Annotated in this window: 30 protein-coding genes; 6 read left to right on the forward strand and 24 right to left on the reverse strand. The window is 38.2% G+C overall.

What is annotated here, in order from left to right:
* Nucleotides 1–151: 151 nt before the first annotated feature.
* From LRL21_RS14460 to LRL21_RS14470, 3 genes are all read left to right on the forward strand, one after another.
* Complete coding sequence (locus LRL21_RS14460; protein WP_240416498.1) at nucleotides 152–535, forward strand: hypothetical protein; 384 nt, start codon at nucleotides 152–154, stop codon at nucleotides 533–535.
* A gap of 137 nt (nucleotides 536–672) precedes the next feature.
* A complete protein-coding gene (locus LRL21_RS14465) occupies nucleotides 673–1,113 on the forward strand; it encodes a hypothetical protein (protein WP_240416499.1) in 441 nt (146 codons plus the stop codon).
* A gap of 274 nt (nucleotides 1,114–1,387) precedes the next feature.
* Nucleotides 1,388–1,633, forward strand: coding sequence for a DUF4190 domain-containing protein (locus tag LRL21_RS14470; RefSeq protein ID WP_240416500.1), 246 nt, complete (start codon nucleotides 1,388–1,390; stop codon nucleotides 1,631–1,633).
* A 206-nt stretch (nucleotides 1,634–1,839) separates the two neighbouring features.
* On the opposite strand, the gene LRL21_RS14475 is transcribed toward LRL21_RS14470, so the two are convergent.
* Nucleotides 1,840–2,055, reverse strand: a complete 216-nt coding sequence (locus tag LRL21_RS14475; RefSeq protein ID WP_240416501.1) for an alpha/beta-type small acid-soluble spore protein — start codon at nucleotides 2,053–2,055, stop codon at nucleotides 1,840–1,842.
* A gap of 162 nt (nucleotides 2,056–2,217) precedes the next feature.
* On the opposite strand from LRL21_RS14475, the gene LRL21_RS14480 reads away from it, so the two are divergent.
* On the forward strand, nucleotides 2,218–3,090 hold the full coding sequence (locus LRL21_RS14480; RefSeq protein ID WP_240416502.1) for an ATP-dependent DNA ligase: 873 nt from the start codon (nucleotides 2,218–2,220) through the stop codon (nucleotides 3,088–3,090).
* A gap of 589 nt (nucleotides 3,091–3,679) precedes the next feature.
* On the opposite strand, the gene LRL21_RS14485 is transcribed toward LRL21_RS14480, so the two are convergent.
* The 3 genes from LRL21_RS14485 to LRL21_RS14495 form a co-directional block, all read right to left on the reverse strand.
* A complete protein-coding gene (locus tag LRL21_RS14485) occupies nucleotides 3,680–4,147 on the reverse strand; it encodes a hypothetical protein (protein WP_240416503.1) in 468 nt (155 codons plus the stop codon).
* A gap of 614 nt (nucleotides 4,148–4,761) precedes the next feature.
* Nucleotides 4,762–4,974, reverse strand: a complete 213-nt coding sequence (locus tag LRL21_RS14490; RefSeq protein WP_240416504.1) for a hypothetical protein — start codon at nucleotides 4,972–4,974, stop codon at nucleotides 4,762–4,764.
* Between the two features lie 146 nt (nucleotides 4,975–5,120).
* Nucleotides 5,121–6,296 (reverse strand): DUF262 domain-containing protein, encoded by a 1,176-nt coding sequence (locus LRL21_RS14495; RefSeq protein ID WP_240416505.1) that lies wholly within the window; start codon nucleotides 6,294–6,296, stop codon nucleotides 5,121–5,123.
* A 460-nt stretch (nucleotides 6,297–6,756) separates the two neighbouring features.
* Here LRL21_RS14495 and LRL21_RS14500 point away from each other — a divergent pair, with 460 nt between their 5' ends.
* Both LRL21_RS14500 and LRL21_RS14505 read left to right on the forward strand, forming a co-directional pair.
* On the forward strand, nucleotides 6,757–7,287 hold the full coding sequence (locus LRL21_RS14500) for a hypothetical protein (protein ID WP_240416506.1): 531 nt from the start codon (nucleotides 6,757–6,759) through the stop codon (nucleotides 7,285–7,287).
* A gap of 200 nt (nucleotides 7,288–7,487) precedes the next feature.
* The gene (locus LRL21_RS14505) at nucleotides 7,488–7,976 is read left to right on the forward strand and encodes a hypothetical protein (protein ID WP_240416507.1); all 489 of its coding nucleotides are present in this window, start codon (nucleotides 7,488–7,490) and stop codon (nucleotides 7,974–7,976) included.
* 625 nt (nucleotides 7,977–8,601) lie between these two features.
* On the opposite strand, the gene LRL21_RS14510 is transcribed toward LRL21_RS14505, so the two are convergent.
* The 20 genes from LRL21_RS14510 to LRL21_RS14600 form a co-directional block, all read right to left on the reverse strand.
* On the reverse strand, nucleotides 8,602–9,933 hold the full coding sequence (locus tag LRL21_RS14510; protein WP_240416508.1) for a DUF2325 domain-containing protein: 1,332 nt from the start codon (nucleotides 9,931–9,933) through the stop codon (nucleotides 8,602–8,604).
* Nucleotides 9,934–10,103: 170 nt separating this feature from the next.
* Nucleotides 10,104–10,931: a thermonuclease family protein gene (locus LRL21_RS14515; protein WP_240416509.1), complete on the reverse strand. Its 828-nt coding sequence runs from the start codon at nucleotides 10,929–10,931 to the stop codon at nucleotides 10,104–10,106.
* A 235-nt stretch (nucleotides 10,932–11,166) separates the two neighbouring features.
* Nucleotides 11,167–11,520 carry a hypothetical protein gene (locus LRL21_RS14520; protein ID WP_240416510.1) on the reverse strand — a complete coding sequence of 118 codons (354 nt, stop codon included), beginning with the start codon at nucleotides 11,518–11,520 and terminating at the stop codon, nucleotides 11,167–11,169.
* A 21-nt stretch (nucleotides 11,521–11,541) separates the two neighbouring features.
* A complete protein-coding gene (locus tag LRL21_RS14525; RefSeq protein WP_240416511.1) occupies nucleotides 11,542–11,769 on the reverse strand; it encodes a hypothetical protein in 228 nt (75 codons plus the stop codon).
* Nucleotides 11,770–11,848: 79 nt separating this feature from the next.
* Nucleotides 11,849–12,820: a DNA cytosine methyltransferase gene (locus LRL21_RS14530; RefSeq protein WP_240416512.1), complete on the reverse strand. Its 972-nt coding sequence runs from the start codon at nucleotides 12,818–12,820 to the stop codon at nucleotides 11,849–11,851.
* A 206-nt stretch (nucleotides 12,821–13,026) separates the two neighbouring features.
* Complete coding sequence (locus tag LRL21_RS14535; RefSeq protein WP_240416513.1) at nucleotides 13,027–13,518, reverse strand: hypothetical protein; 492 nt, start codon at nucleotides 13,516–13,518, stop codon at nucleotides 13,027–13,029.
* 569 nt (nucleotides 13,519–14,087) lie between these two features.
* Complete coding sequence (locus LRL21_RS14540) at nucleotides 14,088–15,998, reverse strand: adenine nucleotide alpha hydrolase family protein (RefSeq protein ID WP_240416514.1); 1,911 nt, start codon at nucleotides 15,996–15,998, stop codon at nucleotides 14,088–14,090.
* 265 nt (nucleotides 15,999–16,263) lie between these two features.
* A complete protein-coding gene (locus LRL21_RS14545) occupies nucleotides 16,264–16,818 on the reverse strand; it encodes a hypothetical protein (protein WP_240416515.1) in 555 nt (184 codons plus the stop codon).
* A 351-nt stretch (nucleotides 16,819–17,169) separates the two neighbouring features.
* Nucleotides 17,170–17,670, reverse strand: coding sequence for a hypothetical protein (locus LRL21_RS14550; RefSeq protein ID WP_240416516.1), 501 nt, complete (start codon nucleotides 17,668–17,670; stop codon nucleotides 17,170–17,172).
* A gap of 259 nt (nucleotides 17,671–17,929) precedes the next feature.
* The gene (locus tag LRL21_RS14555) at nucleotides 17,930–19,000 is read right to left on the reverse strand and encodes a hypothetical protein (RefSeq protein WP_240416517.1); all 1,071 of its coding nucleotides are present in this window, start codon (nucleotides 18,998–19,000) and stop codon (nucleotides 17,930–17,932) included.
* Between the two features lie 30 nt (nucleotides 19,001–19,030).
* The gene (locus LRL21_RS14560; protein ID WP_240416518.1) at nucleotides 19,031–19,456 is read right to left on the reverse strand and encodes a disulfide oxidoreductase; all 426 of its coding nucleotides are present in this window, start codon (nucleotides 19,454–19,456) and stop codon (nucleotides 19,031–19,033) included.
* Nucleotides 19,457–19,459: 3 nt separating this feature from the next.
* Entirely contained in the window at nucleotides 19,460–20,143 is a 684-nt protein-coding gene (locus LRL21_RS14565) for a DsbA family protein (RefSeq protein WP_240416519.1), read from the reverse strand.
* 113 nt (nucleotides 20,144–20,256) lie between these two features.
* Nucleotides 20,257–20,853 carry a transcriptional repressor LexA gene (lexA, locus tag LRL21_RS14570; RefSeq protein WP_240416520.1) on the reverse strand — a complete coding sequence of 199 codons (597 nt, stop codon included), beginning with the start codon at nucleotides 20,851–20,853 and terminating at the stop codon, nucleotides 20,257–20,259.
* Between the two features lie 68 nt (nucleotides 20,854–20,921).
* Nucleotides 20,922–21,500, reverse strand: a complete 579-nt coding sequence (locus LRL21_RS14575) for a homing endonuclease associated repeat-containing protein (protein ID WP_240416521.1) — start codon at nucleotides 21,498–21,500, stop codon at nucleotides 20,922–20,924.
* A gap of 30 nt (nucleotides 21,501–21,530) precedes the next feature.
* Nucleotides 21,531–21,938 carry a hypothetical protein gene (locus LRL21_RS14580; protein WP_240416522.1) on the reverse strand — a complete coding sequence of 136 codons (408 nt, stop codon included), beginning with the start codon at nucleotides 21,936–21,938 and terminating at the stop codon, nucleotides 21,531–21,533.
* A 71-nt stretch (nucleotides 21,939–22,009) separates the two neighbouring features.
* A complete protein-coding gene (locus LRL21_RS14585) occupies nucleotides 22,010–22,648 on the reverse strand; it encodes a hypothetical protein (protein WP_240416523.1) in 639 nt (212 codons plus the stop codon).
* A gap of 100 nt (nucleotides 22,649–22,748) precedes the next feature.
* Entirely contained in the window at nucleotides 22,749–22,904 is a 156-nt protein-coding gene (locus tag LRL21_RS46795) for an aspartyl-phosphate phosphatase Spo0E family protein (protein WP_420832451.1), read from the reverse strand.
* 55 nt (nucleotides 22,905–22,959) lie between these two features.
* Complete coding sequence (locus tag LRL21_RS14590; protein WP_240416524.1) at nucleotides 22,960–23,454, reverse strand: hypothetical protein; 495 nt, start codon at nucleotides 23,452–23,454, stop codon at nucleotides 22,960–22,962.
* A gap of 22 nt (nucleotides 23,455–23,476) precedes the next feature.
* Entirely contained in the window at nucleotides 23,477–23,974 is a 498-nt protein-coding gene (locus LRL21_RS14595) for a hypothetical protein (protein ID WP_240416525.1), read from the reverse strand.
* 10 nt (nucleotides 23,975–23,984) lie between these two features.
* Nucleotides 23,985–25,865 (reverse strand): bifunctional lytic transglycosylase/C40 family peptidase, encoded by a 1,881-nt coding sequence (locus tag LRL21_RS14600; RefSeq protein ID WP_240416526.1) that lies wholly within the window; start codon nucleotides 25,863–25,865, stop codon nucleotides 23,985–23,987.
* Nucleotides 25,866–25,878 lie beyond the last annotated feature (13 nt).

Below are 25,878 nucleotides of genomic sequence, written 5' to 3' on the forward strand. Positions count from 1 at the left end.
TTGTTTGCGACTTTGTGAGGATGCCAGTGACACTAATGGACCAACAATGTATTTACAGAAATCCATGTTCAAATAGAGTTATGTGGTGAATTTGTGTCACTTGAAAATGCACAAATGTGCCTACTTACTATTTGAAGAGAGGAATTATTTAATGGGTGCAGACATATGGAGCTTTAAGGAATATAAAATCGTTCCAGAATACGGTGAGTATAGGCTTGAAACTATCGGGGAAAAGGCATTAATTTACGGGGATAGTATTCATTCGAAATTTGATCATTTACTCGAAGAGCAAGGGATAGATGGATGGTTTCAACTTATTCCATACTTGCATGATTATAATTTCGATGCGCTTGATGAACGACAAAAAGTGGCATTTGAGGGGTGGATTTTTGATCAACCTCAAAAGGGATTAGCTTTTATTAAAGAATGGAATGTACTAGAAATAATCCAGGCTCATTTGCCCGATAAGTTAGAATATATTCAATCTCTTTATGCATATTGGAGTGAGGGATATTATCTCTACTTTGATTATTAAATTAGTAACAACAATGTAGGGAGATTTGTGTTGTTGGCACATTTGTGTCATTAGACATTATTAAGACCGTAAAAAAATCATTAATCTTTATGGCAAAATGAAATGAGAAGTAACATTTTGAATAGGGAGTGTTCATAATGAAAACCTTATCAAAAGCAGCTATAACTTTAGTAGTTGTAACATACCCACTTTTTCTACTTGCAGGTTTTATGAAGGGGACTTTAACTATTTGGACATTTTTGCTGTCACTGTTGCTGGCAGCTAGTGTAATAGTGCTGATTTATTTTATTTCAAGAATCGAGTTTAAGATACCGATGGAAAAAGAACATAAAACGCTTGGTTTGACCATTCATAGCGATACAGAACTTATGTTTAATCCCTTTAAAGAATATTGTAGGTTGAAAAAGTTGGATTTTGGTACCACAGTTGAAGAGTGGATGTATATGAACCATTCCTATGATGGTATTTATTATTACAAAAATTCGAGAACCAGGTGTTATATGCTGATTTCAGAAAAAGGAAAAGTGATCAATGAAAGATTTGAAGCATTAAAAGAAAATGTGAAAAAGTGGTTTTGAAATGAGATATGAATTTTCAGACTCGGATAAATTGCTTTTGAAAGCTACTATGAGTTCTTATGGTTGGGTTGTACCATCTGAAATACAGTAATCAGTATAATAATTCTCTTGAATCTTAATTGGCCTATACTGTTTATCGTGCAACTGGTGTGAACGTAACAAAGATTGAATCTCTTTTACTCAAGTGGGTATGACATTTTGCGTTTGGATGTCTACTTTTGGGAATATTACCGCATCGAAGTTAGGAGGCTAAATAATAACTGTGGAGGATTCTATGAAGAAAAAAAGGAACACCATGGCTCTAGTTGGTTTTATTTTAGGGATAATATCGTTGTTCATTAGTATTTGGGGAGTAGTAGGAATAGTAGCATGTGTATTTAGTGGAGTTGGGCTTGGAAAATTTAATAGTGAAACGGAAGATAACAAATGGATGGCAGTTACAGGTCTTATACTCGGAATAATTGGAATTCTTTTCGAAATCATCGCGGCAACTATTAATAATTTTTTGTCGAAGTTCTGACAAGCATAAATAACATTAATGAAACGGATCAACCAACACCCGCTTGAAGAGATCGACCGACTTCTTCCTCATGTAAAAAAATCTTTAATCATTCTATATAGTTGTATCAATATAGAATTCACCATCTCGCTTTGAGACCGTTCAAGTTTTATTTTTCAACCACATGAGGGACGATATCATAGGATTTCGTCCCATATTTCCTTGTACTAACGAAATGTATTCTGTCCACCTAAGCTTTGTTCTGCAATCTGTACCAATCTCCGCGTAATCCCACCACCGATAGATCCTGCTTCACGGGTCGTCATATAACCGTAGTAGCCGTCATTAGGGATTTGAATTCCTAATTCTTGTGCAACTTCAAATTTCAGTTGTTGAAGGGCGTGCACTGCTTGCGGGACCAATAGTGTATTATTTCGTGCCATTTGTTTAGCCTCCAATTCATTTTGAGTATGAAGTTACTTTCTCCAAACTGACCAAAAATATGCAAATCGCTCTTATATCCTTTCCAAATTGTATGCCCCATCCTTTTCCATGTCCAACGAGGTTTTGTAATGGTATCCTAGAGTTACTTAGGAGGAATTTCAATGATACCCAAATTTATCTCTCCGATGTTGCTTAAGAGAACACCCTCTCCTTTATCTTCGAAGAACTTTCTAGCAGAACCTAAAATCGATGGTATTCGTGGATTGTTTGTCTATCAAGAAAGTCAGGCTCAACTTTGGAGTCGGCACCAAACCAATATTACGAATCAATTTCCCGAGCTTTGTATAAAGCCCGCGGCAGCGGATTCAGTTATCTTAGATGGAGAAGTGGCCATGTATAACCCGGCCCAATCCGATTTTGATTTCGATGGTGTTATGGATCGATTTCGCCTCAAAAATGAACTTAAGATTAAGCTGGCAGCGGAACGGTCACCAGCTGCTTTCTTGGCATGGGACATTCTTTTCTATAATGGGCAGGACCTCCGTATGCTACCTCTTTATAAGAGAAAAGACATTCTAAACGAAATCCTGGTTGAACACTCTTCCTTATCAAAGGTGATTAGTATTCCTGGCATACAGGGATTGAACCTTGCCAACCAAATTATGGAGCGCGACTGGGAAGGTTGTGTTTTCAAAGAAATCGAGAGCAGTTACCAAACAGGAAAAAGATCCGATCAATGGCTCAAGTGGCTTAATTATAAAAGCAAAATCGTATATATTACTGGTATTAGAAAAAAGAAGTTTGGATGGATGCTGGGCTCCGAGCATGCAGGTAAACTGCAACCAGCCGGTTTGTTGGAACTAGGTACCTCTGAGGTTTCTCGTTCTGAAGTATGGCAGCTCGCAAGAAAGAGTATCTTAAAGGAAGATTCATCATTTTATTACCTAGAGCCAGACATTAAAATACAAGTAAAATACGTCCGATTGACTCGAAATGGCTATATGCGCACCCCATCTTTCCAGCGTATATGTTAGCGGGAATCCAAAAAAATTAAACCAAAATCGACGAGGAACATTCCGAGTATGCTATGCTCAAAGAAATACAAAACCTTCAAGGGGTGAGAGGCATGGCTACTCCACAGTCACTCTTTATTAAAAACACGGTTGCATTCTTGCTCGGGATGATCATCATTAGATGTCAACAAGTATACGATACACATCAGATGGGCTATTTGTTTATAGGCGGGTATGTTCTCTTGTCACTATATCACTCTTGGCAATTTTATTGGAGACACCATGGGAATCAGTTTTCCTCTGTTATCTTTTTATTCCTGCCCTTTACACTTGTATTTACTATCTTCGTCTCATTGAACGTCGGGTTCCTTACATCAATCCCAAGGTTCATCTATTGTGCATATCAATGGCGAAAACAATCACCAATACATGAACGAGTACCAGCTAACCATACTAATGTTATACCTTTCCATACCGAGTAAATGTATCATGCAGAAGAGGCCTCTCTCGTCAAATGACGTAGGAGGCCTCTTTAGAGTGATGTTTAATATCCCATTTTTTTATTAAATAAATCGTTGTCAGCCAGATAGCCTTTTATGAATATTGAGATTCATTTATTAGTTATAGTTGCTGTGCCACCTTCAAATATTACCTTAACGGGCAAAGATCTAAGTGAATCTATATATTCAAAAAAGTTTTCATCATAATGCTTTTCTTTCATTTTTACAGAGAATGGGAGGTTTTCATTTAATTTATTCATAATATAGTTCTTTGCTCCTTCTATATCATTGCTAACATCAAGCGTCTCTACGTTTGAGGCATTTTCTGGATTAAATTCAATACATGCAAAGCCATTTCCGATTATAACATTGCTCAGATTTAGCCCAAATTTGTTGAGCAAAGTCTTATCGAACTCATACAAAAAGTCTTTTTCGTTCATTTTAAGACAAAAGGGGGAGTTCAAGCTGATCTTTGAAGCCATATAATGTTTAATCCACTGGAATGTCGGTAAGAATACAATACTTTCATGTTCCTGATCTGTTTGCTTTGTATTGATAAATACAGGCAATCTATTCACGCTTGATATTACCTCCTTCAACTTTTACCCTTATTCGATTTAAATACTAACACTGAAATATCCACCATATGATCTTATTATACTATACAATGTTGTCTACCGAGAATCCGAAGATCCCAGCGCCGACCGAGAGGCTAAGGACCTCATCGTTGTTCGCTCGATAGAGCTTGCCGTTTTCAGCTCGAAACATGTTATGAGTAGAATTTTCTAACCATCCCAGAAAGACGACTTTCTCTGCGATGGTCTTAATTATTGTAAAGTGATCCTAAATAGGTTTTACAACTTGATCTAGTAACCCCCATAGAATTTCCCTTGGATGTGTATCGAGGTCGTAAAATGCTCTTTTAGATTTCCACTCAAGCACCTGTGTCATGTATATAAGATTCTCTTTATCCAAGCCATTTTCATTCACAAATTGATTTGCTCCGGCGTTATAATGGCGAACACATCATTCAAATACTCATCTTGTTTTTGATTTATTTCTGCATGATCATTTTTCATTACTGATCCCTCCGCATTACTAAAAATTATGGAATATCGGATGTTTGGGTGTAAATTTCCTGTAGGTCTTAATTCTGATAGCTTGTATTATTTGATAATCCAAAGCCCGTTTTTTATGCCGTCATTCGAACAAATGACTTTATAAAGTGTTCATTTTGGTCTCTCGGTTTTGGTACTGCGATGTTCCACTGTCGAAGTGCTTCATAACAGGTTTTCAGGACATCGCTTTTCAGTTGCTGTAAGGTACGTCCGTTCTCTGCAAGAATGAATTGCACATTGATATTCTCAGACCAATTCACGGTATTCAGAATATCCTCGAAACTCATTACCTCACAGGCTCCTAAAATCCATTGAGAGCATTCCTTGACGAGGTCATTGTACAACATAAAAATCTCCCCCTTTAATTCAAATTGTTTTGTAACAAAGAAGGATAACCCGATACAAGTGAACGGGTTATCCTTGCTATTAGTGATTATTCAGCTACAGGTGCAGCTTGTTGGTTGACCAGATATTGCCGCAGATGAGCAAGTGGCGCAGAGTTCCGTGATTTAACACGATCCAAGGTCGTCGTTCCTGAGGTGGCCGAAGCAAAACCTGCCTCGTGAACATAAAATTGGGTAGCCCACTCCGCGAAAACATGATGGTCTTCAGGAAGAATACCCTCTTCTAACGTTTTGGAAACAACGTACATCAATGAGATGGTTTTCGTTTTATTGAATATTTTATCCCTCATTTTGATGTTCTTAAAATTGGTATAGACCTGGTTGAGATAGGTACCAGCTACCTTGGTCTTTTCGATCACATTGGTATCAAAATTATAATGATTTGCTTCTATGACTTTCATTGCTAGACCTGTGTTATTATCTGTACTGATGACGGCCATGGCTTGAAGAATGGCCATCAGGTTTTCATCACGATCCACTTTTTTCGGTGTTAGACCTGCTTTGAAAACGTCAAACTTTTTAAGTGCCACTGAAGCAAAAAGAAGCGGGTCACTCAGCTTTGATTTCAGTTTTTCTGTTGGTGTCAATGATTCGCCATTGTTCCATCGATAGAATAGAACCTTCTTAATCTCCGGATCATCGAAGTAATACTCCTCTACCATGAAACTGAACCCCATAATACGTTTTTGAATCATAGGATTCAGGTCTTTAAAGTACAATCCAGAGATATCGAGGTAGACAGGTTTTCCTGCTTCATTAAGTGCCTCAATAAAAAGACCTTCGACATAGATCGTATTCCCTTCTTCATCCTTCTTCGCTTCCCCGTCCTCACCCTTCATTGCGTAGCGTAATTTAGCGAGTGGATACAGATTTCGAATGTAACCACGGATACGTGTTGCCCTTTGTGCACCGTCCAATACGATGTAGTTTCGTCTTTTTTGAGCTTTGTTTTGAACGACCTGAGTCTTTATCGAACCGATGGAAACACGTTCGATAATAGAAACGATCAATTCTGCAGCTTGCTCCATGGACCAAGATGTATTGTTGCGTTGAATCGGGTCATCTGTAATAAAGATCGTTGGCCGCTCCATGTATTCAGCAATTGTCCAACTCCTTCCCCCAGCCTCCAAGCCGAAGTCATAAAAACCGTCCATTTGATTCGTCGTAACTATTTCGATATTAGAGTCCATTTTAATTGATAACATAATGACATCTCTCTCCTTGTTTTGTCCTATTGACAAGATAATGGGTTGTGAACAAACTACATTAAAAAATTCCCAATCTTAATAGTCTAATATCCTTATTCTACTATTTCCGGAATCAAATGAGTAGACAAATTGGAAATCTAATAACTTCTCTATTCCAGCAACTTACCAAAGAAACTCCTCCTCTTCTTCTTTCATGTTCTCAAAAAAAAGAGAACACCGATTCCAAGGTAGAATAATTGTACCCACAGGAAATAAGGGTAACATTAGACACTTAGAATGGTGCTCTCACACACAAAACGGTGGTATCGCATGACTCCACCTGAAAATTGATAATTGATAGTTTTATTATATGTTCCTCCCTTTAGGTTGTAAAGCAGGAGAAAATAAGTTAAAAATGAGAACTCAGAGGACTTATGATAAAATAGAAGGAGAATATTTCTTAGGGGTGATAATGAACATGATGGATTCCAATCAGCCTTTTTTTAATGAGTCCTCTGCCGCTACCTCAGTCACACAAGTGACGGTTAGAAAACTCACCGATCAGGAAATTGAAGCTAATTGCTATAACAATAGAGATCTGAAACGTCAAGCACTGGGAACCATATCTAAAAATGAATTAAATCTATTTTGTGAGAAAGCGAGCGCCATATTGGAAAGTATGGATATTCGTTCGCAAATTTATGTAAAACGTGTTGGGCTCCATGATAGCCCGCGCTTTGAAATTGGTAGCTGCTCAGCGGTCAATGAAATTTTAACTATTAGTAACGAAAAAGTCACTTCAATTGGACTTTACTTTGAGCACCCGCTCACAGAAGCTTTCCCGGCGCAGCATTCTAAAAACAAAAACGAGGACCGTTATATTGTCTGGGTTTACCGTACCATTAAAGGGAAAGCACTAACAGTCCTTCGGAAATTTCTACTCAATTCCATTATCTACTATGAAAAACCATCCATACTAACAAGTAAAGAGTCCGCTCAACAAATCTAATCTTTTCGAGCTTTTTCCAATCACTCATGTCAGTTTCAAGAGGGTGAATAAAACAAATGCAAATAAAATTTAGTGAGTCTCTGAGTATGAAGAAAATTCGCGAAGAAAAATATCTGATTGTTGTTTTGAAGATGTCGATGTGAGTTACAATTTAGTAAAAGATAAAATCAAGATTTTAACCACTACTGAGGTGTGAGCAGATGAGAATCGAAGGAATACATCCAACAGGGGCGCGTATTGAAATAATTAGGAATAATGTTAGAATCTATGAGGTGTCTTGTTATGACACAAATGGAAGCTTAGTTTTTTGGTCAACGTTTCGAAATCCTGAGTTAGCGAAGTCTCAGGCTCGTAAACAATTTGATACCAATGGAAAGTGGACGTGGAATACTTTAATCGATCTAAGAGCACAAGAGGTAAAGTTTAATTTTAAGAGTATTAATCATGATTTGACTGCTAAGAGACATCTAACAAAAAATGAGGCATTCGTCGTTATTCATAAAGATTGTATTGTAAAAAGTGATATAGCGAATGGTTACATAACATTAAAAAAGAAGCGATTTGGCATTTATGAAATTCAAACATTTGAATTTGATGTGATTGATCCTGAAACTTCTAGCGTAAAACTTAATACTTTAAAGGAAATAATGGATAGTTTGGATAATTACTATACTGATGTTTTTTATTAATTTGTTGTTTTATATAGAAAGTGAGATTGAAAATGTTTAATGGAAAATTTATTACAACATTGATTGGAGGTTGAACCACATAAATAATAAATGTAATGTAGATGGCTGTAGTAGGATAATTAAGGCCAAAAAGCTTTGTGATATGCATTTAAAGCGTTTGTACCGAACAGGTAATGTAGGAAATGCGGAACCATACACAAAAGGAACAAGGAATAATTCAGTATTTAAGGCTAAAATGTGTAATGCTGCTGGCTGTATTGATTTAAGCATTAGAATGGGTCTATGTCTAAAGCATTTAAAAGAATTTAAGATAGAGTAAAAAAGGCAACTATAATTATTACTTTTTTTACTCTGACTGGACTGGTTGCTTGGGTAGCCTTTACAGGAGATACGATTACATAAAAAGACTTTTTGTCCAAATGCATATTACAAAATAAACTTTCCATCTTGTAATTGGTTGTGGTAACTACTGCACGCAATCAATATTTGGCCCCCCAATATCTTCAGCTAGTCTAGCATACCGTCAGTCACGTACACAATTTAGTACATATATCGTACCAAGGGTAGTGAAGACAATTTTAATAATGGGGGAATTTATATTTCATTAGATTCTCCTACTCATATATTAAACCGAATGTATCCTGTAACCCATTTCGTGACTTTGCTTCATGAACTGAACAAGTAACCGTTCGAACGTAGAGATCCCCTTCGTATTCACATATACAAACGGAATCTCAGCAGTCTTGGCTGCATCCATTGCATCTCTCCAATGATCGTGCCCCGCTAGCCCTTTTATAAAGAAAACCGCTTGACTTCCCATGACGGAATGATGCACTAAACTTAATTGGTCTTCGGGAACAAAAGAGATTTTTCCGTTATAACGCTCTATGATATCTCTATAATGACGTTCTCGATTCCCACCAACTACTGCGATCGTTCGGCCTTCCAGGTCGTTTAAATCGTTAACAGGTTCGTTAGAACGCGAGGCAAGTAATTGACGTAAATTGTCTATGGTCTGCTGATAGGATATCCGCTCTTCTTGTGAGGTTTCCAGCAAACCCAATATCTCTTCTTCGTGCTCACGTTTTAACTGTTCAACCTGATGTCTTAAGAATTCGGTTTCCTTTAAAGCATCTTCATAAAGATCATGCATCTGGCCACGTAGTGCCTTTTCATTCTGTTCTTTTTCGTGAACGGTCCTCTGAAGCTGTATTTTTTTCTTTTCTGATTTATCTAGATTCTTTTGTAACTTTTTATTCTCCACCTGGATACTGCTCAAACTATTCGATTGGTCTTGTGACATTTCGTTCGGTCGGTCCATGATAACCTCAAACTCCATACCGATATAACTTATCAAACAATACCATAAGGAATAAGCATAATCTCTGGGGAAGGTTTCTTTTAGATAATTCAAGGTATCTTCATCATTCAATTGGCAAACGAGGATCCAAAGTAAACTCTCAAATGGAGATTTGCTTTTCAATTCGATCAGGGAGCTTTTTGAGTCGGCCATTATTGTAGCGATCTCTGCTCGGTAATTAAACTCCAAGAACTTCGAAAAATAGTCCCTCACCTTTTTGTTGTGATATTTCCGGAGTACTCTTGATAAAATCGCATACTTACCCTTTTTTATATCTTTATGGGTAATCGTAATTCCCACAGACTGACTTAGCTTTTTTATGAAATTCGGGTCACAATGGAGAAGCACATCGAGGACATTCGAAAAAAGTATACCTTCTTCGAGTCCGTACTTCTGATGCGACCATATTTGTTCTAATATTTTGATGACCTCAACTATCTTCGTGTCATCATACTCATCTGCTTCACTTTCCAAGAAAGCATTGATTACTTCTTGATCAATGGATGAAACCTTGTTTGAGAGTATTTCCATTGAGTTTTGAACTAACATGTTATTCATACCATCACCTCTACTCTTACTATAAAAGAATTTAGACATAAAAGCACGAGGTGCCTCCTAAAAAAGTAAACTCAATTTGTCTTTCAAACCGGTATACTTAGCTACACCCGAATGACAACATCGAATCTGTTTACGTATTCTTTGCTTGTTATCGATTCTCAGACCTTTAAACCTTTCATAAGACAACTTTTCACTATCTAAATATAGCTCTAATCGCAAGCCAAACCGTCTCCGTCACGATCCAATTTGCTACTATATCCAGGGTCATTTTTATGGAGTGGAGCCTTTCCTGCTTTTTTTACTTCTGTACAATTGTTGTAATGTACATTACTCGCAGCTGGGTTTTCTTTAGGTTTTTCGTTTGAAGCTGGCTTATGTGTTTCAAACTTAGCATTCATATCGATTGTATTATCTTTTTTCGTCTTGCTGACATCATACCCTTTATCTGTTGCATAGTTTTCAATGCTCCAAATTCCAAGCTTTGCTTCCTGTGCTTTTTTTTGATTTTCGCGGAACCGATCTACATATTTCACATCAGGAGGAAATACAGCAACTCTAGCAAGTCCCTTTTCAAGTAAAGTCTCATTGAACATCTTATCGCCAATGTAAACGTAGTATAAAAGACGCTTGTATTGATCTCGTTCGGAAACATCACGCTCAAGCTTTATGTCTTTACCTTCCAATGTTTCTTTGGTAAATGTGGAAGCTTCGGACCCAAACGCCTGGACTGGTGTATTTGGTTTTTTAGTCTCGGGTGTATCGACCAGAATCATTCTAACGGTTTCTTTTTTGCCGTTAATCGTGACTTCCAGAGTATCTCCGTCAACGACGCGGGTTACCTTGGCATTGATAAACTTTTTGTCATCAACGGGTACAGTGGCTATTGTGGATGCAGTTGCTGCAGGTGATACAGCTACACCTGGTGCAGTTGTGGTAGCTACAGGATTCACAGGCACTTGGTTTGTAACTGGAGTGGATTGTCCACCACATCCTGATGTTAGGGCAATCAATGCCGCGAGAATGATCATCTTCTTCATTTAATTTTCCTCACTTCTTACCTTATTTGTTAGGGTATTTTGCCGTTATGTTGCAAACCAAACTATATCCGGAGCAGGAATATAGTACCATACTTTGTTCAGGAAAATAAAAAGATGAGGAAGGTTAACCACTCCTCATCTAGTTTTGGATGTAAACTCCTGAGAAAGAGTGTACTATAAATAAATCTACTAATTTTCCTTCAATTTCCAAAGATCAACTATTTTTTCTCCTTTCCTAATATTGTATCTCTTTTATGATTTCAGTATCAAATATGCAAATCTCAGTTTCACCTGACTTGTATGAAACTGCTATTGCTTTGTAACCTTTGTTAGCCACTTCTTTGGACCACGATCGTTCGTCCAAATACCTAAAGTTTTCAAAGTCAATATGCGTCACCATCGAGTCGTCTATCAGTACCTTTAATATAGCATTTCCAAAGATTTTAGCACCTTCCTTGCTTGATGTCAGGTATACACCCTTTCCCCATAATCCCTTCTTTGGTTTAAAATTACTATTTATTATCTTTTTCATTTGCCGTTCATTTGTTCCATGGTAACCCAACATATTATTTGCTTCATTTTCATTCAATTACTTCAATCTCCTTATTTTCTATATTCTTCTTAGCGGGACGCTTGCAGCAGTAACAATTGCATCTGCACCACAGGTATGACATGTCCAGTTGTTGTCTATATTAGGACCATGCGTAGTTTCTAAAGTGGCCAATTCTTGTAAGAAGTTTCCTGCCGGATCAACCACCCAATCTTGGGTTACATGGGCAACCGTTACAAACTTATTATGTTTTTTATCATTAGGGCATTCAGCTAATACTCCTCTCATTAACCCCTTTAAAGTGGGAGGCTATTGCTTCGTCCTCACCACTCAGGGTTTAAATGTACACCATCTAAATACAATCTTTCTAAAACATACTGATCTGCATCGGAACTGCATTCAATTGGCTTTTTAATGCTGTGGCTAATGCCTTTCCCACATTGTAGGCGACCCCATTGCCGGTTGCCTTATATTGATGAGTTAAGGGCATATTCTCGGGATAAACATATGAGTCTGGCACGCTCATGATCCGGAGGCATTCCCTTACAGTTAGACGCCTGTCCTCTGATGAATGCAGAGTTTCTCGGCCATCTTTCGATAAATGTGCGGTTAATGTTGGCGATACACCTTCCCAAGGGACTCTTCTCATCCCACGGAATTGATTGGGTCGGGGGTTCTTCATCACATCATATATTCTTTCGGGAGTTGGACTGGTCCACGTAGCGATATGGTTAGAAAACGATCCATCAGGAGCGGGCAGATCTCCTATGGCCTCTCTGACTGTTTTTGTTTTATTCTTTAAATTTTCAGGGAATTGAAATACAAACCCCAAATCTTTCCTTACACCTACAAGGAACACACGCTCTCTATGTTGGGCTACTTCAAACTGATTCGCATTGAGCACTTTCCACGAAACCGTATAGCCCATCTTGTCAAACTGTTCGATAAGACGATGCAAGGTTTCCTTATGTTTCCTGCACAGTCCTACGACGTTCTCAAATAAAAAGCAAATCGGTTTTTTGGCTTTGATGATACGCAAATAAGCCCATACGAGCTTCCCGCGTTCACCCTTCTCCCCTTTATTTTTCCCAGAACTGGAATAGTCCTGACAAGGAGGGCCTCCAATAATCACATCCGTACTCGGTATTTCATTCAACGGAATACGCGTAATATCTCCAACGCGAATATGATTACCAATATTAGCGCAATAGCTCTGCGCTGCCTGCTTAACAATTTCATTTGCCCAAACAATTTTGAAAGAATCCATAAAGGCATAATCAAGTAGTCCTGCTCCTGAAAAGAAAGAACTGACCGTATAATTTCCGTTAACATCAGGCATTCATAAGCCCTCTTCTCCTTAAAGCTCACTGGCTTTAAGAGAGGGCAACCGATAAGAAGTACGGTGGGGACGTACTCTGCACTTGCGAGATGCTCCAATGCCCCTACATCTAGCTGCATCGATTTTATGAGGTACTAAAGAGACGGTTATCGCTCAAGTGTTCCACACTTACCGTGGCAGGGAGCGACACCGATTCCCTCAACCTGTTAAACAGGGAATGCTTTTTGTTTTCGATTTCTACGGATCTCTTTTTGAAATTCGAAATGACTACCATCACGGTATTGTTCTCTGTCGTCCTCTCCACAATCAAAGGATAAGGAGAGATAACAATTATGCGTACCGTACTCTTCACATGTCATACACACATTTTTAATAAAAGCTCCAGCCTCTTTCATTCGAACCAAATACGTACGATCCAAACTGATGACACCAACAAAAGACTTATTGGTCAAATTCGCTTCAAATAACTGAAGCGGAAGAACCAATACCCAAAGACTTTCACATTCACTAAGACTGCGGTTGAATTTTATTGCCTTTTTCCTTCCATCGAGAAGCCCCTTATTGAAAAGATCTGTTTTGAATGATCCATCTACGGGAATGTACGCATAACCCTCTTCAGCATGGATAAGCTCCTGAAAAACAAGATGTTTCTTACCCTTACTGTTCGAATGAACTTCAATTGGCCTGGGTCTGCCCATAGCTAATCACCTCCTTCAAATTAGAATTGAGGGAACATGGCATTTACAAATAACAGTTGTTGTCAGCAAATTTGTAGTACTCATTTGTCATATCAATGATAAAGACCACAGCGACGCCATAAGCAGCGGAAGCGGTGGTCTTTCATGTAATATTATTAATTGATTAAGCATTTATATCATTTATTTAACATTCAAAGTTTTCCTAACAAAGCTGTTAAACCAGTGTTCGTATAAGGGCCTTATCACCTGTGGTACTGGCTAACAGTTTCACACTGAATATCAACTCCCTTCGAATTCATAGATCAAACATAATAATCATTCAGATTAGCTGTTATCCTTTCTCTGGGAACAAAAAAAGAACCCAACTTTAAGAGATGTTCTACCAGAAGGCAGAAAAACTCTATAAGAGGATTCGTAAAAATCGAATAACGGTGTGTCCCAGGACGCCGCTCAAAATAAATGAATGTAATAACCTAATTATACTCGTTATTCGAAGAGTTGAAAAGTAATACAAAAAAAGAGGATGGCCATAAGGCGATCTCTTTCTTTGTATTTTTAGATTACCCGTATTACTCTTTAATTTCTTCCAACTCGCCATTCTCCATCATTGCCCATATCCGTTCGATTGATTCTTTATCCTCTTTTGTCACTCGATCAATTACGCCATCCGGATCTAGAATCGAATCATACAGATGACCTACGAAAAGTGGCCTATATGGTAAGAAAGCAAAGAGTGCGTCCCTAAAAGACTGACTAATTACAAGTCCTTCCCGTATCTCACGTTCACAGACTTCTTTATAGATTTCCCAAACCTCTTCTTCCTGCAGTTTTATGCCATTCTCTCTAAGAATTCGGAGTAGGGTAACTCGGATTTGGACCGTTAAATCACCAAAACCAGGTTCAAATCGGTATTTCCCCTTTCTTTGAATTCCTACAACTGATCCGTACCTGATATCATGTAGCCCCTTTAATAGAGTCCGAACTCGATATAAAGGTTCAAGCTCTGCATAATCCATCATCATATTCCTCAGTGATGAATCATCATTTACAACAGTGCAAGTATAGCAGCCAAAGCGCGAGCTTTTGCCAGAACATGACTTTATAGCACTGTTTTCATCAGAGATTGCACTACCAATCGGGCACTCAGCAAGACCACCAGCTCCAGATCCGTAAAGGTTAAGAAGATTATAGTTGCTATAGCCTTCCCAAGCCGGCTGGCTTCTCGCAAGGTATGTAACGACATCTCGTGCAGATAGATTCCTAATTGGTGTAGCTGTTCGAATCCCTTGAACGTCATGCTGACCGTAGAACGATTCCCCATAGTGACGTTCCATGCTGGCACCCCTTTGGGTACTCTCTGAGGAGCGGCTCCCGAGGATTTGGCAAATCTTTTCTCCGTCTTTTACAAAATTTTCGAGAGCTTTTCTACCTGGCTTTATCTTTAATCTAGTCACACAGTACTTGAAATTGGAATGTGGTGGAGTATACCCCTTACCAAGCACACAAACCCAATATGTGTCGTTAATATCAGGTTTTACAATCAAAAATGGAATCTCGATGGGAAGTGATCCTACCGCAGTTTTCACTTTCCTGATATGATCTTGAAAAACCACATTTTCAACGCCCGTATCCGCGCTGACAATAACCAGTTTTGTCTTACATTCGGGATGCGAAAGTTTGAATTTAACGCATTTATCTAAACAGTAATGACTATCTTTACCACCAGAATAGGCAACAATTAAGACTGTGTTTTCTCGAAACAATCTTTCAATTGCTATATCAACTTCAGTTTCCTTCTCTTCGTTAACGGTTTCGTAAATTGTCAAATCTTCATCCATTGCAGCAACGCTTGTATTTTGTTTCTTCGACCTTCGGTTTTTTTTGGTTTTTAAATTTAGGGTATCTGCTTCTCCATACAAGTCGCCAAATAAGGAAGGTTGAAAACCCTCTTCCGTAAGATCTGGCCATGGGGTGGATTTTCTAATCCCATATGGTGCCATTGGCAGGTTGAAGTATATTTCAATATGAAGAGAAACCTTCACTTTAGTTCCACCAAAGGCCCAAAGTGATAGCTTATGCTTTGGTGATTGATAATGGTAGTCGTATGGCTGATATGACAATTCCCTTTCCAATGCTTCTAAAAATATCTGATTAGGCAAATAAATATCCATTCCTTCTCTTACTATTTGATTAAAAAGAGGTCCTAAAACACCGTTTTTGTCAATGATTTCATCCCACTCAAATTGGGAACTAGATTCGATTAATCCTTGCATTGGTTCCTCTCCGATAAAATGATGAAGTACCACAAAGTTATTGTTGATTTGAAATACAGAGCTCCAATCGCGAACAGATGACCAATAAATAAAGCCACAGTTCTTCAGTTCATTCCAAATTCTGCGAACCGGATCTACCTGAAATTTTAGGTTGGGCTGTTGTTTGACTTTGTTATTAGCATCTTTAAAAATATAGTCATTGAACATCGTTCTATCTCCTCTTTATGATGTGAAAAACCAGCTGATCCTTCGACGAGGGCAGCTGGTTTTTCCTTGCATATTAAATTAGGATACATGTTTCCTCATTTGATCGATTAATCCACTTGTGATTCTTCAGCATCTTTATCCAATTGAACTGTTCAGATGTGCCTTCAGCTTATCTATCTTTAAATTTATACATAATTAACTCATCGCCTATTTCCGTAGTGAATTTGTAGATCATAAATTTTATATTCATCCCATCACAACTCCTTTATGATTTAATGAAGTCTTTGTTAACCCATTCGACTACTTCTCCATCAGGAACCTTGACATCATTCGACTCCGTCTGAATACCGTTCGGGTATGTAAGACATCCATCTCTTAAGCAACGAGGGCAAGTTACACCGCCAACTCGAACATAAAGGTCAGATAAACAATTCGTGCAACTCACATGATCAGCTACTTCGATCTTTCGGTCAGTTCGAATTGAGTACAACTCAGCAAGCACGGAGGAAACCATACCATAAAACCAAGAGTTCTCGACATCTTCCATGAAAAGGTTACCTAGAGCTTTAAAATCAATCAGGAAACCCTCCATAGTACCATAATCCCCTTCTATCAGCTCATCCCTCACGAATGTCCTAATACTCTCATTAAGGATTTCATCGGACGATCTTTCTATATCGCCGAACCAAGAACGTAATTCTTCAAATAGGATTCTCTTAAGAACTGTTTCCTCTTCATGCTTAGTGTGTTTAGCGAACTTCATCAAGAGATACACCATCGATTTCATAGAACTAAATTCATTTTCAGTTTTAACCTTCATTAAGTCCATCACTCCCCTTTTTGGAATAAATGCATAAAAAAGCACCTGATGATGATTAACTAAAGAGAATTTCCTCTTGGATTAATCACCTTCAGGTGCTTGTTTATCACATCATTAAGACTCTCTACCGCTTGGTTGAGTCCAGAAATAAATAGTTCGAATACTAAAAGTATAACCTATGTTAGAAGAGATGTCATTAAAAAAGATCCGGGATTAACATTCAATCTACCTGAACATGCTAATGTGATGAATTGATAATTTACGTTGCATGCACACAATTTGATTCATGTAAATAAGATCGTTACAATAACCTCGTAGTGGCTCTTTTAATAGCAATGCAAATAAAAGTTACTAGCGTGGATCTGCATGACCCACATTAAGTGAATGATCATTTTTTATTTGAATGCTTCTATTGTTTAAAGTTTCATTGTGTTTCTCCAATAGCTGCTTCTTTTCATCACTTGTAATTATCGTTTTAACATGCTTTTTGTCTCCACCATCTCCATAGAACGTACTGGACTTCCTAGCCAAGAAGGTCCCTTCTCTAATCATTTTTTTAAGAAGCTTGGCAGCATAGTCTAGGTCGAAGTCATAGTATTTTGAAAAGCTATTAATTACACTATATTGCGTTGCATGCCCAATTTTTCTCACAAGATACAGAACAGTTTGAATCATTCTCTGTTCATCTTCATTTGGCACCGAGGAGTGTAATAACAAGTTCAATTTGCGATAAGCAGAAAGATGAGTTTCTGATGGATCTTTGTCAACTGCCTTGTAAACCCCATACCAATCTCTAATCGCTTCTAACTCTTCTTTTGTAAATCCTTCATTTACTAAATTTTCGCCACCCATTATAATCCCCCTCAAGTCCATTTTTCAGTTAATCCACTTCAAAATACGAATAGCCGAATGATCGATCACTCACTAATGAACTTTATTTTACACTGACAATCATTACTTTCCTTTATCAATCAGGACAAAGTGAAGAATATCCCATATGAAGGCACAGACATGTTTCTCATCTTCTATGATTCAGACAGTCCCTCTTATAATTGTTGATTGTATTGAAAAAATTTTACGACGTAGTAACCAACGCTTTTGAAAGCCGGCTTTACAGAGCCCATCGATCCTCATACGCTGGTTCAACAAACACGAAGTTGGTCGGGCACAGTAATCCCCTTTTATCAAAGTCGACTTCAATTTGCATGTTAATGTTAGGGTGCATATCAAAAGCTTCATAATAGAATTGATCCATGAGAGAAATGACCTTGTTCATCTTGCGTACAAACAATTCAGAATTCTCTCCGTCAGTTTCTTCTAAAACAAGAGTGTCCCGAATTTCTTCCCCATCAAAAAACTTAATACCAAATTCACGGGATACCTTGAATGCTTTTTTATATTCTTCCGAGATAATTCCACCTGAATAGATACGCACCTTCACCTGCTCGCCAGAGCCGAGCGTTGGCATGATATTTTTATATATCAAAGATTCAAAATATTTAGGAGGTATAATTGAACGTGCACGATATCTATGAAGTTTGCCCGCCCCATCCTTCACAGTCCATCCATTAGGGCAATAAAAGCCGAGGATACTCATTTCGTTCCGGATGGATACGTCGAGCTTATCTGCTTCCTCAGAGTCATGATAAACGTGATGAAGAATGTCCTCGGCAATTGCTATAACAACATTTAGAGATCTCCTTCTTCTGTCATTTGCATGGTCGCTTAACAAGCATCCGTCCCCACCAGATTCAAAAATGTGAACTCGTTCCGTTCCATCTTTATGGATATGATGCAACGGTTCAAAACCGGCAAAAACCTCAATGCTCATTGCTTCCGATGTATCCTTTACCAGCTCAGGATAAAAAAATGATTTAAGCCTATCCCGGTCTCCTCTGTCTTTGTGATAGCGTAATTTTTTATCAATATCAAAAATCACTTCGGACAATCTACTTTGGTTTTCAAACATGCGAGAAGCGGGTACAGAGCCAATTTTCCATAAGTGAACAAAAGCAGCGAGGTCGTGTTTGATACGTTCGACCTCATTAGAAATAAACTCTACGATTGCAATTGGTAGTTGATTTTTTCTTTCCAAAAGCATTTTTAGCTCATCAGCTCGTTTGATCACATTTTCAAATACTGGCTGAGTAGTCTTCATTAACTTATCTGTTTTCCCAAACATTTATATCATTTCCCCTCGTTTTACTTCTCTTCATTTTATTCTGTTACCCTTATTCGACTTACCTAAAAAAATAATAATTAGGCTAAACGCTATTAGTGATAAAAATGGAATTGTGATAAATCCAAACCAGTTAATATAATCTACATTGCACGGTACACCGTACTGACAAGAGAGAGGTACAAATGTAACCTTCTGTCCTAAATAGTGATAAACCGCAATTCCTAAGCCAACAATCGCTAAGGGATACGCAGTTCGTGCATACGTTTTATTGTCACTTATAACTGAATATCCTAAGATAACGACTAGTGGATACATACAAATTCTTTGCAACCAGCAGAGTTTACAAGGCTCATAGCTCATAATCTCGCTAAAGTAAAGACTACCACTGGTTGCAATTATCGAAACTAAACAAGCAGCCATTAGGCCGTAGGTTTTCAAAAACTCCCTTAGATTCATATTTCATCCCCCCACTCTTTTGTCAATAATATTGTTAATGGTACTCTTGATTTCCTCATAGGATAACCCTCCCACTCCAAAAACCATTCCGTTTACAACAAGGGTTGGTGTCCCTCTAATGCCAAGATCACGTGTAAAGCTTAAATCTCGATTGACGACTTCGCTGTATTCGCCTGACTTCAATGATCTCTCCATGTCTGCATAATCAACGTGAATCTGAACCCCTTTTGCAATCTCAATTAAATAATCGATTGTTGCCCACTCTAGCGATTCGTTCTTTTGATTTTTATATATTGCTTCATAGTAAGTCCAGAATTCATTAGGACTTTTTTTGGCAACATATTCACCAGCCGCAGCTGCTGTGAGTGAATCTGGACCGAGAAAAGGGTAATTAACAAATTTAAAATTCGCTTTTCCACTATCTATATAATCACGCACTAAATTGGGGAAAATGGTTTCTGCAAAATATTGGCATCCTGGGCACTTGAAATCACCAAACTCCACAATTGAAACGGGAGCATCCATCTTCCCTTTAGTTGGTTGATCATCGAAATAAGTGAGTGAAACACTAATACTGAGTTCTTTAGGTTTTTTGTCCTTATTTTTAGCAAGGGCTATCCCCACTATTGTAGAAATAACCATCAGTACCGCAACGACAATAACCACATACTTCACTTTTTTGTACATTAACATTCATCCTTTCACAAATAAAAAAACACAATGATTACACCCTTAGTAGGGCGTAAGTCACGGTGCTTCCGTGTATTTTCATATTTTAATAGCAAACAGCGTCTTTCGTTTTATATATTAAATCGATACATACCTACCACGACACCCACCAACGAGATAGTACTAAAGTACATCGCTTCGTATTCTTTGTTGCATGGCTGTAAACGTACTCGGTATTTTTCTTTATAAAACTTCTTTACCGTAACGTTACCATCAGAAGTCTTTGCTACAACAATATCTCCGTTATCGGCAATGGATTGATTTTTCACCAATATGTAATCACCGTTGAGAATTCCTGCATCTTTCATACTGTCTCCTTCAACAGTAAGAAAAAATGAACCTTCCATGTCTGCTAATACCGGGATAAACATCTCGATATTCTCATTAGCCTCGATCGGGATACCTGCCGTTACTTTTCCTATTACAGGTAACGAAATGTGGTTTTGGTTTCCTTGTATTGAGATTTGGTTCAGTTCGATTGCCCTTGGCTTTCTCGGATCTCTGCGAATTAACCCCTTTTTCTCCAGCCTGTCGAGATGACCATGTACAGTCGAACTTGAGAATAAGCCTACTGCCAGCCCAATTTCTCTGAGTGATGGTGAATACCCTCTGTGTTTCGTATGATCTACAAGAAAATCGTAAATCTTAGCCTGGGTGCCCTTAAGCATTCGTCTCACCTCTTGAGTCATTTATTATAGTATATCTAATCCTTTATTATTCGAGAAACAGAATGTAACTATCTAATCTGTTTATTAGATACATATACAGTCACCGCATGGGAATACGATCCAAAGTGGTTTTTTAGAAAAGAGAGGGAATTACTGCTCCCCGCACTCGCATACTCTCTAGATGTTGGAAGACGACCTAACCGCTGATAAAGAAAATCGATCTTATCAAGTATTGCTTCCTCTGTAAGCACATAATTTCGGGAAAAGAAATCATCTGAAAAATAATTTGGATTTCCAATGTCAATTTCATGTTTCTTACCTATCAAATAAAGATTTTGAGTGATAATAGCAGTTAACGTTAACCCTGAGTCTGAACCATACCTTTTAATTAACTTATCTTGAATGAGTGTGGTCAAATCTGTCATTTGAATTGTATTTACCATGAGCCGCTTGCGTGCCAGAGGGAATTCTTTAGCGAATTTCTCCCTTAAAATATACGAGGAAATCTGACGATTTACTTGATAGGGAATTTCCCAATTTGAAGAAAGGAGTTCACCACAGAAATCTTCATGTACAACGGAAATCGATTTATTATTCGATGAAGCATAATCTTTTACACCGTTCCAAAGTTGAGGCAGCACCCACATTGAAAAGCCTCTTTTTACACTCATTCACCTTCACGTCCAGACCTCAATTGGGGATTCACTCATCCAATACAAACCTTTCGACTTTTGCTTTTTCTGTTTTTCTTCCAAGTAAATTCGAATTTTATCCAGATTCCCAGTCTCATTCAGTTCCTTCTGCAAGATATGCAAATGGATACCTTTTGCTGAGACTATATCCGATGCGAATTTAACCCCGTATTCATGGATCAGTTCTCTTTGTCCTTGAAAGGTATATACCCGATCGACTTCTCCGGAACTATTAGCTTTTGAAGTTAAATCAAGTTCAGGATATGCCGGGATTGCCCTCTCGATCCCTCGGCGTGTTACCACAGTCAAAACAACTTTGGTAGAAAGCTTGGTAGGTGATAATAAGTTCAAATACCGCGTGTAACCAGAGCAGGTGGAGATCACTGTTTCCATAGGATGTTCCAATTGGCACGATTCCCTTATTGGATTGTAGTTCCCACATTTTCGACAAATATCGTTCATAACTACCCACCCATTTCATTCATTTTCTTTTTCACAAAATTCGGGATGTGAGCACTACAATAATAAACATTCCAAACCCCTTTTATTATTGCAACCTCTTGATTTGTAAGTTTACACCCGCAGGATACACAATCAGGATTGTTTGCTGAATCATCATCCTCTTCAGATTTGTTATCAATTAGACCAAGGCCAGGGCTTTTAGCCCATTCGCGGTATGGTGCTAGATCGACCCAGCCCGCTTCAAACATATCCATCGCATTGACAAGCGCTCTTCTCGTTGCAGCTTTAATTGTTTCATCGAAATTGTTAATCACCTGACTACCCTTTTTAAATGTAATCAGTTGGAACCCTTGTCCCTCATTACTTGTATTTAAAATGGTCAGTAGACCTCTCATTTCCAGAAGTCCTTGTTCAGCATGGATAATTGGTTTATCCGTAGTGATCCTCCATGTATAATAACCACCAGCAGAATCATTCAATTTTTTTACATAGGTGTGAACGGGTATATATGCACTCTTATCGCTTGCATTCTTTTTAATTACCGTTCCTTCCGGAAAAGGCTCCTTTATCTTCTTCATGATTGATGCATAGAGCTCTTCATACTCTTGATGAGATAATTGCAACGCATTATGATTTATCATACTGTTCACCAACCTACTAGTAATGCTACCATTTTATACCATGCCCATAGAAAACACAAGATGATCTAAAAAATGGCCGACTCCCAGAGCCGACCAAAGTCTATGCCATATTCCTTTGACCATTATACATATTATGTATAACGTCTAATTGCTGACTCAAATCCAACACATAACAGCTGTTTAAACCGAACTTAATGACAGCATCATGGAGTTGCTTTCTTAAATCTTCGAATTGATCATCAATGCGTATTTCCATGTTTCACCCCCATGCAATGAATATCATATTAATGATAGACATCCATACCCATCCCTTATAGCATGTTCATAAGAGATGGAGTAACATAGGCCGCTAATAAGACAACCGGACAGAATATCATCATCCCAAGACCCAATCTGCGTCGTTGGGGATTCTTCGCAGCAGACAACCTAACAAGAAGGCCGAAATAAAACATCGTAAAAACGACAGGAATAGAAACATACCATACGCCTTTGAAAAGCATAGGACCAATTTCGCCGGCTGCATCAACCATATTCTCGACAGTTTCATCGCCGTTAGCCTCTAAAGGTTTTACCCCAAAGATAGAATGACCTAGTAGAGGAGCATATGCAATAAGCAGTGTAAGAACCCCAAATGCAATTATAAATACGTACCCCATCTTTTTCCTTCTCGGGTTTTTCCCCGAAGTTAACAGGAGTAAGAAACCGACTATCATAAGGACAGAAAAAATCGGAAGGCCTACTAATTGAAATAATCGAATCAGTTGTTCTAAGAGAATCATAAGGCCACTAAATATATCATCCATCATGAAAATCCCCTTTTATACAATATTATTGCCGTTTTGATGCGTTCGCATTTCCAAAAGTTCCAACAAATTCAACTTCATCAACTTGCCACCCCTTGTCCTTTGAATACAGCAGAACCGTGTGAACAATAACAGTCTGTGTCGTTTGAACTTTATTGAACGAAGTTACCACATCAAACCCATTCATGAATTCAATTTTTTCGTTACCACTGACATATCGAAATGGCTGTAACCGATTCATTTGCGAAGACACCGAGGGAACTCCGCTGCTATTATCCGGTATTTCGATCCCTGCGGGAAGTGCTGAATTGTATCCTCTGGTTGTCATGAATGGTTTGATGTTATCATATCGTTGTTTTGTTGTCTCATAAGTAAAAAATTTTTCAATAAAAGCTTTGTTTGTATCATCCGCACCTGTTGCAGATATCTGGTCCTTAATCTGAGCTTTTAAATTCATTCCGTGGAATAACTGGATTACATTAAGCAAGAATAAAGCTGCAATCAACAAATAGACCTTTTTCATAGAGACTCCTTTACTTCACAATTCGTCTATATCCCAAAAAACCTTTGCTCCAATAGCCATCCATTGGAGATATGACTAGGCCGCTATCGTTCGAATTGATAAATTTATTATTACCCAAATACATTCCAACGTGTGAAGGTTCTTTTTTATAAGTGCTCCAGAATACTAGATCACCAGGTAACGCTTGAGCCTCCGTTACAGCAGCAGTTTTATTGTACTGCGTTTCTGCATTCCCATTCAAATTAATACCAAACTGATTGAACGTATATTCTATGAGCCCTGAACAGTCAAAACCTCCTTGTTCTGGCTTTCGGCCACCCCATACATAAGGAATGCCCATGTATTTACTCATAAAATCAAGGACGGCTTGTACATCGAAAATTTGACCATCAGAACTCACCTTCAAACTACTCCAATTTGTATAGTAGCGCATGACATGATCAACATAGTCCACATCACCATAACGACTCCATCCATTTTTGGCAGCCATCATCTGACTAAATGCAACAACATTTTCTTTTGAATACCCTCCTCGCTCATTAGCGTATGGAATAAATCCTCCTCCAAAGTTATAGGATTGCAAGGTAAGGTTTACATCCCCACCAGCTGATCTAAACACGGAAGCAAAGTGTTTAACCCCATACATAATCGAGATTTCCGGGTCAGTTAGCGTGTTTGGAGGAAGCCCTGCAGATTCCGAAGACTGCATAACGTCCAATAATCCACCTCCAGACTCCTGTTGAATCATTGCTAAAATAAGATTTACTTGATCTTCAATGTTATTAATGATCGCATATTTACGCACCAATGGCTCATACCTTGAAACGGCTTCAGAAACTTTCGCTTGACCAGCATACATAGAGCCAGTACTATCGTTGTTGGCTCCATATAAAAAAGGGTTCCAATTTGAATCGGCTACCCTAATAAACTCATAGACCAATTTCATATCAGTCTTATTGATACCTTGAGATACCAGGATGTTCTGAAATTTCGTTCCATCAATATTAAGATTCGGAACAAACCTATCGTCGACTGTTGTATGATCGTATTGTGTATACGTATCTGTAGTACAATGTACATTCGTACTTGTACCCTTATAATTCCACTGGTCCGTTAATTCCAACGTACCACCAGGATAATATTTTTTTAAAGGTTTTATCTCCATATCACCATAGTCAAAAGTAACTCTTGAAAGAACGTCGTGAGCAGATCTTGGATTGGTATTGATCATCGTATCAGGTCCTGTATGATAGCTGTTTCCCTCCGAATCCGACCACGAGCAATACGTCACCGACTTAGTCCGTTCTACATCATCTCTTATTTTTGTATACGAATATTTTGGTTTAAATGCATTTATTAAAATGTTCGGATCGTAATCCGAGAGCTCAACCTTCTTATTATTTACAATGATTTGATATCGGACCAATGCTGCCGGAATACCCCAGCTTGGCTTTATAATATTTTTTAGTGATGACTTCCATGACTCTGATGCTTCAATACCATTAACTTCAACAACAGTTTTTTCTGCAACTGTCTTGAATTTCTGTTCATATTCAATATCGGCTTTCTTTTGCGATTCACTTCGACTGTTACCATCAAGGAACCAATCTGAATAAGGAATTGCCGAGAGAATTATCACGACTAAAATTATTGCAACAATGACTAACAATCCCACCGGACCAACAATCGCAATTAAACTTTTTCCAGCTGCTAGTAATAGCTTTTTCAAAAAGTCCATAGCCAATTTCTTTAAAATCTTTACAGCCTTACCTGCAGCTTTTCTTGCCGCCTTGCCCGCAACTTTTTTTCCAGCACCACCTGCTTGCCCTGCTGCGTCATTGGTTAAATCCTGAGCATTCACTCTATTACTCACCGTCCATTCCGACCACATGAGGATGACTCCA

Source organism: Paenibacillus periandrae (genome assembly GCF_022458865.1).
GTDB lineage: Bacteria > Bacillota > Bacilli > Paenibacillales > NBRC-103111 > Paenibacillus_S > Paenibacillus_S periandrae.